Source organism: Kocuria sp. p3-SID1428 (assembly GCF_025149945.1).
In the GTDB taxonomy this organism is placed as follows: Bacteria; Actinomycetota; Actinomycetes; order Actinomycetales; family Micrococcaceae; genus Kocuria.
Genome location: NZ_JALXVH010000070.1, coordinates 1 through 11497, shown reverse-complemented (window position 1 = coordinate 11497; position 11497 = coordinate 1). Strand labels below are relative to the sequence as shown.

The 11497-nt window shown below is 70.5% G+C and carries 5 protein-coding genes; 2 read left to right on the top strand and 3 right to left on the bottom strand.

Annotation, left to right across the window (positions count from 1 at the left end; all coding sequences use genetic code 11):
* Window positions 1-225 precede the first annotated feature (225 nt).
* Entirely contained in the window at window positions 226-1875 is a 1650-nt protein-coding gene (locus M3E84_RS11665) for an alkaline phosphatase (RefSeq protein WP_259896388.1), read from the top strand.
* Window positions 1876-2292: 417 nt separating this feature from the next.
* On the opposite strand, the gene M3E84_RS11660 is transcribed toward M3E84_RS11665, so the two are convergent.
* The 3 genes from M3E84_RS11660 to M3E84_RS11650 all read right to left on the bottom strand — a co-directional run bounded on the left by M3E84_RS11660 (window position 2293) and on the right by M3E84_RS11650 (window position 8181).
* Entirely contained in the window at window positions 2293-3441 is a 1149-nt protein-coding gene (locus M3E84_RS11660; RefSeq protein ID WP_259896387.1) for a VIT1/CCC1 transporter family protein, read from the bottom strand.
* A 249-nt stretch (window positions 3442-3690) separates the two neighbouring features.
* A complete protein-coding gene (locus M3E84_RS11655) occupies window positions 3691-4839 on the bottom strand; it encodes a hypothetical protein (protein WP_259896385.1) in 1149 nt (382 codons plus the stop codon).
* A gap of 285 nt (window positions 4840-5124) precedes the next feature.
* The gene (locus M3E84_RS11650) at window positions 5125-8181 is read right to left on the bottom strand and encodes a DEAD/DEAH box helicase (protein ID WP_259896384.1); all 3057 of its coding nucleotides are present in this window, start codon (window positions 8179-8181) and stop codon (window positions 5125-5127) included.
* A gap of 160 nt (window positions 8182-8341) precedes the next feature.
* Between M3E84_RS11650 and M3E84_RS11645 the strand changes: the two genes are divergently transcribed.
* Entirely contained in the window at window positions 8342-11467 is a 3126-nt protein-coding gene (locus M3E84_RS11645) for a hypothetical protein (protein ID WP_259896383.1), read from the top strand.
* Window positions 11468-11497 lie beyond the last annotated feature (30 nt).

Sequence of the window (11497 nt, the reverse complement as noted above, 5' to 3'; positions counted from 1 at the left end):
GCCGGTGCTCCTGTGCCTTCCGGGGCATCTCGCGGCAACCGGGCGCATCGTGGTGCGCGGCGGCCTGAGGGAAGGCATCGGAGCGGGGCCGGGACTCGCGCACCTGGACTCGTTGCATGGCAGTGCATGGGCCTGTGACCTGGGGCATCGCCTCTTCACCTGCATGACGACCCTGCGTCATCTGCCGGAGGGGGAGCGGACGGGTGGGCTGCCGAGGATGGGGCCATGTCTCCCATCTCCCGCCGCGGTCTGCTCACCGCCACCGCCGCCACCTCCGTGCTCGCCGCCTCCGCCGTTCCGGCCGTCGCCTCGCCCGCCGTTTCCTCGCCCGCCCAGCCCGCCTCGGCCGTGGGGCTCGTCCGCCGTCGCCTCCACCTCCCCTCGGGCATCATGACGGGGGAGGCCTCGAAGGACTCCGTCGTGGTGTGGTCGCGCTCCTCCGGCGACGGCCGCATGATCGTGAAGATCACCGCCGTGGACGACGCGTTCGAGCCTGCCCGGGGCCGCGGGCGCTTCGAGAAGACCGTCGCCTCCGGCTGGGTCACCGCCGAGACCGACCACACCGCGAAGATCGGCGTGACCGGGCTGCCTTCCGGCTCGCAGTTCCTCTACGCCGTGCAGTTCGAGGATGAGTCCGGCGTCCGCTCGCCCGCGGAGTTCGGGACCTTCCGCACCGCCCCGGAGGGCCTGCACCTGGGCCGTGGCCAGCGCACTCGCCGCGCCTCGGGCACACGTCAGTCCTTCGTGTGGACCGCCGACACGGCAGGACAGGGCTTCGGCATCAATCCGGACCTGGGTGGCATGCGCACCTACCGGGCCATGGCGGCCACGAACCCCGACTTCTTCATCCACGCAGGCGACACGGTCTACGCGGACGGCCCCATCGAGGCCGAGTACCAGGAGCCGAACGGCGAGATCTGGCGCAACGTGGTGACCGAGGGCGTCTCCAAGGTCGCCGAGACCCAGGAGGAGTTCCGCGCCCGCCATCGCTACAACCTGATGGATCACAACATCCGCGACTTCTACGCGCACACCTCCCTGTTCGCGCAGTGGGACGATCACGAGACCACCAACAACTGGTACCCCGGTGAAACCCTCGAGGATGAGCGCTACTCGGTCCTCGACGTCGACACGCTGGCCCAGCGCGGGCGCCGAGCCTGGCAGGAGTACCAGCCCATCGGCGATGCTCGCGCCCTCAAGCCCGGGACCTCGGGCTTCGAGGACGCGCGGATCTACCGCAAGATCGAGCGCGGCTCGCAGCTGGATGTGTTCTGCCTGGACATGCGCACGTTCAAGGGCGCGAACACCGACGGCATGGAGGCGCAGGAGACGGACATCCTGGGGGAGGAGCAGACCCAGTGGCTGATCGACGGCCTGCGGGACTCCACCGCCACCTGGAAGTGCCTCTCCGCCGACCTCCCGCTGGGGCTCGTGGTCCCCGACGGGAAGGCCCAGGAGTCGATCTCCAACGACGATCCGGGCACGCCGCTGGGCCGTGAGCTGCAGCTGGCGCGAGTGCTGAAGTCGATCAAGGACAACGGCGTGAAGAACGTCTTCGTGATCACCGGCGACGTCCACTACTGCGCAGCCCATCACTACACACCCGACAATGCGGCATTCCAGGACTTCGAGGAGTTCTGGGAGTTCGTGGCCGGGCCGATCAACGCGGGCAGCTTCGGGCCCAACGAGCTGGACGGGACCCTCGGCCCGGAGGAGGTCTTCTCCAAGGCCGGCCCCACCATGGGCTCGCCGCGGGATGCGGCGTTCCAGTTCTTCGGGCACGTGGACCTGGATGAGCAGGACCTCATGACGGTCTCGCTGCGCGATGGCAACGGCGAGATCGTCTGGGAGAAGCAGTTCGAGCCGCAGTCCTGAAGCGGCCCCGGAACGACGAGAAGCGCCCGGACCCTGTGGGGTCCGGGCGCTGGTCATGTCATGACAGGCCGATGGCCGCGAGTTGACGGATGCAAGGCACCCGGCGCGGGGAGAGATGCGCCTCCAGAAGGAGAATGCTCGCGGCCATCGGCAGACAGTCATGTCTCAATGAGGGGAGTCGTGGGCTGAGCGACTTCTGCCACTGCCGCTGCCGGCGACGAAGCACCCCCCAGTGCGGCCGTGCCGACGTCTGCGACAGTGGTCCCTCATTGCTGTGTGGCGCGATGGCCACGTGCGGAATCATATCCCAGCTTGGGGGACAGCGGTGCCTCCCGGAGTGAAATACCTGACGTGTGTGAAGTGCCGCACACGCGATGGAATGCGCCCCCGACGTGGGCGGTCACGTGCGCCGGCCGCTCAGCCGACCGTGGTGTTGAACGCAAGGCCCAGCAGGTAGGTCGCGATCGCTGCGCCGTAGCCGATCCCCAGCTGGCGCAGGCCCCGCTTCAGCGGAGAGGCCCCGGACAGCAGGCCCACGGCGCCGCCGGTGACCAGCAGGGCGATGCCCACCAAGACCATGGCCAGCACCAGTGCGGGCGTACCGGACATCCCCAGGATGAACGGGATGATCGGGATGATCGCCCCGGAGGCGAAGAAGCAGAAGCTCGAGGCGGAGGCCCCCAGATCCGTTCCCAGGGCCACGTTCTCCTCGCTGGTCTCCGTCTCGTCGTCCTGGTCCTGGTAGGACAGCGACGGGTCGCAGTCGCAGTCGAGATAGCCCAGGCGCTCGGCTGCGCGATGCGCCGCCGCCTCGGCGGTCATGCCGCGGGCGCGATAGACCAGTTCGAGCTCGTTGGCCTGCAGATCCAGCTGGGGGGCCACATCGAGGGTGACCTGGGTGGGCTGGGAGGCGTCGAGCATCTCGCGCTGCGAGCGCACGGAGACGAACTCGCCGGCGCCCATGGACAGGGCTCCGGCCAGCAGGCCGGCGATGCCCGTGAAGAGCACCTGGGAGCCGGCCATGCTCGTGGCGCCCACACCCATCACGAGGGCCAAGTTGGACACGAGGCCGTCGTTGGCGCCGAAGACGGCGGCGCGGAAGTTGCCGGACAGCCGCTGCCGACCGTCGTTGGCCAAGGCGCGCACGATCTCCTCGTGCAGGGCCTCGTCGGCGGCCATGGAGGCGGGGACGTCTGCGTCGTCGGCGTACGGGGAGCGCGACTCGGCGCGCTGCAGCAGCGCCAGCACGAACACCGTGCCGAAGTGCTCGGCCAGCAGCATCAGGGCGCGCGAGCCCAGCGACGGGCGAGTGGGTCCGAGCCCGTAGGGCGCGAGCTGACTCTGCCAGTGCCGGCTGTGCCTGCCCTCGGCTTCGGCCACCTCGAGCAGGATCCGGCGGTGGCGGCCCTGGGAGCGCTCGCCGAGCCTGCGGTAGATCTCCGCCTCGGCCTGCTCCTCGGCCAGGTAGCGCTGCCAGCGGCGGACCTGGGAGCGCGTGGCCGCCCCGGGGTCGCCGGGAGTCAGCGAGACCGCGGAATCGGCAGAGGGCGTGGGGGAGTCGTTCATGGAGGAGTCCTGTCCTGTCGGGGAACGGCGGCGCAGGGCCTGCCATGCCGTGGGACGAAGGTCTCGCTCATCCGCGTGCGGACGGCTCGCCGGGACTCCTCCGTGAATCCGGTATGTCGACGAGCCTCCGGGGGCCGATGGCCGCCCTAGGAGCTACTCCCCTTCGATCGTGCGAGTCTACCGGCCGCAGGCGCTCGTGTCAGGGCTGTCGGCGTGGACTCGCTCACAGCGCATCCGGGCCGAAGGTGCTCAGCAGCTCGGCCGGGGGAAGGACAGCACCGAGGCCTCTGCTCCCGAGGCGTCGAGGTCCTCGTCCGCGGAGCCGGTCTCGGCATCGCCCACGCCCCAGCGGTAGCGGTAGGGATTGGTGCACATCCGCCCGAAGCGCATGCCCTCGATCATCAGATCGGCGGCCTCGGAGGCGGGCACAGGCCCGCAGTTCCAGGCGATGCCGCCATGGGCGGGCTGCCGCCAGCGGTCCCCGAGGAAGTAGTCCTCATCCAAGGGCCACAGTGCGCTCGAGCCGTTGACGCCCGAGAGACTGACCACAGCACCGTCCGGTCCGGTGCGTGCCCAGGCCGACGGGGGAGGGGGCGCCTCCTCCTGGGCGGCCCCGGAGTAGCGAAGGACCAGGAGGTCCTTCCAGGCGAGCTCCTCGAGCTCGTCCAGGAGGCGGTCTCTGAGCTCGTCCCAGGTCTCGTCGGGCCACTCGTGTGCGGCCGCGGGGGCCGCGATCAGTCCGATGCCGGGATCGTCGAGCTCCTGGATCTCCCGGGCCGTGGGAAGGGCCCGCTGCCTCGGCTCGCAGGGCTGACCGCCGTCCAGGCCGATCCCGGCCAGCGCCCGGGCCCAGTCGCCGTCGCCCAGACGGTGGGCCACGACCGCAGCGGCCGGCGGCCAGCGCAGCTGATGGGCTTGGGGGACATCGGCGACCAGACGGGTCTCCAGGAGCAGCTCCTGATAGCGCGACGGGCGCAGCACCGGGCGCCGGCCGGAGCTCACGTGCCGGCGCAGCGTGCCGACCAGCGTGAGGCAGTTGGCCAGGACGGCTCCGGAGGGGTCGTAGCGCCCGGTCAGGTCCTCGAGGATGTCGACGTCCTCCGAGGTCAGCAGCGCGGCGCCGCAGGGATCGGGGGTCAGGCCCTCTGCCAGGGCTGCGACGATCTCCACGCCCAGACGCAGCTGGCGCTCGTCGTAGGGAGGTCGAGGAAGGGCGGCCGGCTCGCCGAGGACGTCGCGGCGCAGCCAGTCGTCCCAGCTGCTCGGAGCTCTGTCCGGGAACAGCGTGTGCAGACGGCGGCGGATATCGGCGGGGGCGAGCCCGGAGGCGACGAGCCAGTCGGCGACCTGGGCGGGGGCATCCGCTGACTCGGGCCGGTCCGCGGAGATAGGGGACACGGCGATCACTTCCTCGGCAGGCAGAAGGTGGGTGCGGGGCAGGCCGCGGGCGACGTCACGAGACGAGTGCGCTCGACGGGGCAGCGCCAGGGCGGTGAGCGGTACACGGGCAGGGCGCACAGCGCCAGTCCAGGTGCTTGCGCGTCTCGTTCGCAGGATGCATGTCCCGGACACTCACGCGCGGCCTCCACGCTAGACGAATCCGGGCGCAGTCTCACGGGATCACAGGCCCCGCACCCCATTATGACGCCGCGGGCATCACAGGGAGTCTGGCGCGGGGAGGCGTCAGTCCCGCAGCAGCTCGAGGACGTCGTCGGCGCTGAGCTGGGAGGCGAAGGTACCGTCGTCGTCCATCACGGAGTCGAACAGGGCGGCCTTGCGGCTCTTGAGCTCCATGACCTTCTGCTCGATCGTGCCCTGGGCGATCAGACGGTAGACGAGCACCTTCCGGGTCTGACCGATTCTGTGGGCACGGTCGATCGCCTGGTTCTCCGCCATGGGGTTCCACCAGGGATCCAGCAGGAAGCAGTAGTCGGCCTCGACAAGGTTCAGCCCCGTGCCGCCGGCCTTGAGGGAGACCAGGAAGACCCGGGTGCGCCCCGAGCGGAAGTCCTCGATCGCCGAGGCGCGGTCGCGGGTCGAGCCGTCCAGATAGGAATAGGGGATGCCGAGCCGGTCCAGGCGCGCGGCCGCGAGCTTGAGGAACCCGGTGAACTGCGAGAACACGAGCGGGCGGTGGCCTTCGGCGATGATCTCCGGCAGATGCTCGAAGAGCACCTCGAGCTTGGAGGAGGGGACCTCCATCTCGGGGTCCACCAGCGACGGGTCCAGGGCCATCAGCCGCAGCTTGGTCAGCGACTGGAAGATCGTGAATCGGTTGCCGTTGAGGTCCTGCAGCAGACCGAGGACCTTGGAGCGCTCGCGCTGCAGGTGCAGGTTGTAGAGGCGACGGTGCTCCTCGGACAGCTCGATCTCGAGGGTCTGCTCGATCTTGGGCGGCAGCTGCAGATCCACGGACTCCTTGGTGCGGCGCAGCATGAACGGGGCCAGGCGCCGGCGCATCCGCGACAGCGCGGCGCGATCGCCCGTGGTCTCGATGGGGCGCTGGTAGGTCTCGGCGAAGCGTCTGCGGGACGGGAACAGCCCCGGAGCGGTCAGCGCCAGCAGTGCCCACAGGTCGGTCAGCCCGTTCTCCAGCGGGGTGCCGGTCACGGCGATCGTGGTGTCGGTGCGCAGAGCCCGCGCGGCGCGGTGGGCGCGGGTGCGCGGGTTCTTCACGAACTGGGCCTCATCCAGCACGACGGCGGAGAAGTCGATCGCGCTCCACAACTGCTCGTCCAGGCGCAGCAGCGCGTAGGAGATCACGACGACGTCGTGATCTTCGGCCAGCCGCTGCGGATCCTCACCCGTGGCCGAGGCCGTGCCGGGCATGGAGCGCACGGACAGCTCCGGGGCGAAGCGCCGGATCTCCGAGACCCAGTTCGCCACGACGGAGGTGGGCGCGACCACCAGGAAGGGTCCGCCGGCGGGAGCATCGGGCACGCCTGCGGCGGCGCGGTCGCGGGCCCGCTGGAACATGGCGATGGTCTGCACCGTCTTGCCCAGGCCCATGTCATCGGCCAGCACGCCGCCCAGGCCGAGGTCGTGCAGTGCGGCCAGCCAGCGGAAGCCGTCGACCTGATACGGGCGCAGCCGCGCGTTCAGCGCCTGCGGCACCTCCGGCGGGTCCTCCTCCTGGAGGTCCGCGCCCAGCCGGGTCACGGCCTCGCGCCAGCGGCTGACCGGCTCGGAGCGATCGGCCAGCTCCTCGAACTCCTCCCACAGCCCGAGCTGGTGCCGCGAGATCATGGGCGCATCCGTGGGCGTGTCCTGCAGGGAGCGGGCCTCCTTGAGCAGGTCCCTCAGCTTCTCGAAGCGCGGGGCGTCGAGGCTGAACCAGGTGCCGTCGGGCAGCATCATCACGTCCTGGCCCTGAGCCAGCGCCTTGAAGATGTCCGAGAAGGCCACGTGGAAGTCGCCCACGCGGATCGAGACGCCCAGATCGAACCAGTCGCGGCGCTGGCTCGAGGCCGTGGACACCGTGATCTCCGGCGGATCCTGCGAGGGGCGGTAGGCCGGCTCGGTGCCGCGGGTCTCGATGCGCAGGTCGTGGATCCGCTCGAGCTCGGGCAGCCAGTCGCGCAGCAGCACCACGGCGTCGTAGCCCACGTAGGCGCTGCGTCGGAACTCGAGCTCCGGGATGCGCCGGTGCACGGCCGTGGTCATGGACGACTCCCAGGTGGAGTCGCGGCGCACGGGCTCGGTGCCGAGGGGATCGGCGGGACGGAAGGGCAGCCGAAGGCGCTCGGCGCCCAGCTGATACTCCCACTCCCATTCCAGCCGCACCGTGAGGTCGTCGTGGGTCACCGTGAGGACCATCTCCGGAGCTGCGACGTCCGGCAGCTCGATCGAGCCGTCGTCGCTGGTCATGGAGATGCGCTGCTGCAGGCGGGGGAACCAGCGCTCGACGAATTCCTGGACCTCCTCCTGCGGGACCGTCATCTCCTGCGCGGTCTCCAGGAAGCGGCGCTGCTCGCGGGTCAGTCGCGTGCTCAGCGGAACCAGGCGCAGCGACATGGCGTTGAGATCGGACTCCGGGTCCAGGTGCTCGGGCGCGGAGCCGGAGAAGGCCGGAGGGCCGTCGTGCTCGGCGACCGGGAAGAACAGGCCGTGGCCCGGATCGCCCACCACACCGGCGGAGGTCAGCGGGATCACGCGGCGCACGCCCTCGTCCTCGACCACGACCTCAGGGTGCAGGACCAGCCCCTGGTCCTCGTCGCGGCTCAGATCGACCTGGAAGCGCCCGGCAGGATCCAGCACGACGGGACGGCCACTGCCGGCGCTGATGAGGGAGATCTCCAGCTGCTCGGCACGCTCGAGCAGCGACCACAGCATGGGCGATTCGTAGTGCTCCACCCTGATCCAGTGCCGATCGTGGGCGATCTGGCGCGAACGGACGTTCGCGAGCACGCGCAGCTCGTCGAACCAATCCGCCTGCTCGGGGCTCACGGCTCCCGTGCGACCGGCATCCACCACGCGCTCCCAGTCCAGCCCGCCGCGGATCCAGTTCCCGCGCGCCCCGCGGCGCACCGGTCGCATTCCCAGTGTGTAGGGAGCCCCTGCCGCCGGCGCCGCCTGGCGCACCCGGCGCAGCAGCGGCAGCTGCAGGTCGAACTCGAGCCCGACCTGGGCCGATGCCCCGTCATCGGCGGAGGCCTCGAGCGCCTCGTTCTGCTCGTCGTCGAGCATCCGCTCGAGCGCGCGCTTCCATCCGGAGGGCTCGGAGGTCGGTGAGGCGGTCATCCGAGCGATTCTACGTGGGACCCGGGACCTACAATGGGAGGTGCTGCCCGAACGCACCCGTTCGGGCGGGGACTCTGGCACCAGAGAGCCGGCTGCGGACCGTGGCCGGCAGGCATCCGGATCAGGACGGCGGCTCGGGGAGCCGCGGACGGAGGAGCAGTTGGCTCACACACGAGGGCTCAGCCTCGGAGACCATCGGATCGCCCGCAGCGCCGCGGAGATCGAGTACCTGCGCTGGAACGACGCCGTGTGCGCGGCGCTGTTCGGAACGGACAAGGCCGGTGAGCTGGTCCCGCTGGATCTCGATGACTCCGTGCTTGCCAGGATCGGCGCCGAGCACGAGATGGACGGTCCCTCGGTCCTGCGCGCGATCGCCGATTCGGTGACGCCGCTGCTGGTCCTTGATGGATCGCGCACCCCGGTCCTGGAGACCTTCACGCGCATGAACACGCTGTGGTACCGCGACTCGCGCCGTGCCCTGGACTCCCTGGAGGAGCTGGCCCCGCCGCCGGTCGTCGCACTGCTGTGCCTGTTCGCCGTGGCCGGACGCCACACCTCCCGCCTGGCCTCGCGCACCGGGGCCAAGGCGGCCACGGCCTTCTACCTCCCGCTGTCGGTCCTGCTCGGGGCAGGCCAGGACCATGCCAAGGCGCTGGAGACCTCCTTCAAGAAGGACGCCGAGGGCTACTGGGACGCTGTGCGCTACTGGCTCGAGCTGCGCGACGGCGAGGTCGGCCTGCCCGTGGGCGATGCCCTGAATCAGCGGCCGGTGGGCCTGGCGCTGTCCCAGTCCCTGCTGGGGGAGTCAGAGCGCCGCCAGCTGCACCAGATGTTCGAGGACATGGAGCTGACCATGGCCCAGGGGCTCTCGGCAGGGGAGCTCGGCATCTACCTGGACTTCTGGCTCGACGTGGCCGACACCGAGGTCTCGGCCGAGATGAAGAAGCTGTGGTCCACCTCCTCCACCCGCGATCCCGGGCTGGAGATCGCCCGCTCCGAGCTCATCCGCTGGGAGCGCTCGCGCGACTCCGCAGGCGGCCCGGTGCCCGTGCGCCGCTCGGCGACCTCCCGCCCCGGCGAGCACTCCGCGTCCCTGACCCTGGTCGACTCCGTCGACTACGTCGGCAACCCGCAGTTCGAGTTCGGCTTCGTGGTGCCCAAGCGCTACATGGCCGACCGCGATGTGGAGCTGGAGACCACCGCAGGCCCGCGCTCCGTCTTCCTGTCCTACATGGGCGATGCCTACCTGGGGATCTCCGCCTACTCCGCGCGCATCGACCCGCAGTCGCTGCTGCGCGGCGAGCTGAACCTGTCCGCCGGTGCGCACAGCTTCCATCGCTCGCCGCGGCCGGTGGTCATCTTCGCCAAGGACGGCTTCTCCGACACCTACATCTCGGTGGACCACATCCCCGCGGCCTGGCCGTGCCGGGTCCTGATCCGCGACGACGAGGATCTGATCGCAGGCATGCGCGCGATCCTGGAGGACTCCGCCTCGCCGGACTTCACCTTCCTGCCCGCGGGCACCGCGGGGCTGCCGGAGGGGTGGGCGCTGTTCGACGGCGTCCAGGTCCTGCGCGCGGGCAACCCCGAGCTGACCGCGGACGACAACTTCTCCGGCATGGTCCCGCGCCTGGTCCCCTCGATCCGCCTCTCCGGCGGCCTGCGCATCCCCGGCGACGTCATCCGCTGGTCCACCCAGCGCCCGCCGCAGATCACCGTGGTCTCCGACTCGGATGATCCCCTGACCCTGGAGGTCGAGTGGCGCCACGCCGAGACCTTTCGGCTGGAGCGGCACAAGCTGGCGGAGAACCGCACCCCTCCGTTCCAGATCTCGGTGGATTCGACCCCCATGGTCGGCCCGGACGGCCGGCTGCGGCCCAACGACTACATCCTGGTCCTCAAGGCCGGGCGCACGGTCAAGCAGCGGATCGCCTACCAGGTGCGCGACACCAGCTTCTACATCACCCAGCGTTCGCTGGGCTACGAGGGCGAGATGCTCCACGAGCCGCAGGACGCGCTGTGGCCCGTCACGGCCGCCACGGCCCAGGAGCTGCCCGAGGAGTATGTCCAGGGCGCCTTCGACAACCTGGAGGCCCGCGCGGTCGAGACGGATGTCGAGCTGCCGCTCGTGCCGGGGTGGCACTCGGCGGAGGGGCAGCTGCTGGTGCCCCGGGAGAATGTCCTGCCGGAGCACGAGGGGCCGTCGTGCCTGAAGACGGGCCGGCACCGGATCGTGATCCCGCCCATGGACCCCAAGTCCAAGGCCCCTTGGATCTTCGGGCGCTGCCGCGACTGCGGGATGGAGAAGCGCTATCCGGGTCGGCTGACCAAGGCCTCCGCGGTCTCCGAGGTGGGCTCGGCGGACGCCCTGCAGTTCATCGGCCCGGAGATCGGGGAGCACCCGTCGTCGTGGGCGCCGTTCCGCGACGCCCTGACGTTCCTGGGTGGCGGCAAGCGCTCGTCGCTGTCCATCGTGGCTCGCCAGCTCGAAGACACCGAGCGCTTCGAGGAGTGGTTCGTGGGCAATCTCCACGCGCTCGGGTTCCTGGAGACGATCCGCGACGCCAACTGGACGGTGCGCCGCTGGCAGGTCTGCTCGCCGGCGCTGGCCCAGCTCGTGGACGGCACCGTGCTGCTGACCGGCGGATGGACCCCGCAGAAGGAGGCCCAGGTGGCCGCGGCGGCGGAGAAGGCCGGCGGCTCCGTGCTGACCCTGTCGCCGGAGGATCACTCCATGTCGCTGATCATGGACGCCGAGCTCGAGGCCGTCGTGGAGCATCTGCCCGAGGGCCTGTGCGACGTGGTCTACGGGGCCGGTCCGGTCATGCTCGACACCCTGCCGCCGCTGTCGGAGGTCGAGCAGGGGCTGCCGCGCGCGGAGATGCAGTACAACGGCGTGGCCGAGCGCTTCGACCCGGCCGATGCCACCTGGCACGCCACGACCGACCGCGAGCAGGCCGGGCTGTTCCGGATCAACCACCACCACCGCACGCGCTACCGGTTCCGCACGGAGGCCGACGTCGAGTCGGGCCACAGCCGTCTGGTGAACTCCGGACTGGGCAAGCACCTGGCCGCCCGCCAGGCCGGGGCCCCGCTGGCCTCGTGGGATGAGTCGCTGCAGCTGCTGTCCGTGCCGATCGGCGCGGAGCTTCCCGGGCTCTACGCCCGTGCGGCCGTGCTGTGCTCGGGGCTGATCCCCACGCGCGTGGACGACGACTTCTCGCTGAACTACGGAGACATCACCCGCGAGTTCGCCGAGGTGCTGGTCGCCAAGCTGATGGGCTGAAGTTCCTCCTCGAACGGTGAAGCGGGGCCG

What these genes read in the sequence shown, in the direction of transcription:
- M3E84_RS11665 (WP_259896388.1), top strand. Translation starts at nt 226, where the DNA reads ATGTCTCCCATCTCCCGCCGCGGTCTGCTCACCGCCACCGCCGCCACC.
- M3E84_RS11660 (WP_259896387.1), bottom strand. Translation starts at nt 3,441, where the DNA reads ATGAACGACTCCCCCACGCCCTCTGCCGATTCCGCGGTCTCGCTGACT.
- M3E84_RS11650 (WP_259896384.1), bottom strand. Translation starts at nt 8,181, where the DNA reads ATGACCGCCTCACCGACCTCCGAGCCCTCCGGATGGAAGCGCGCGCTC.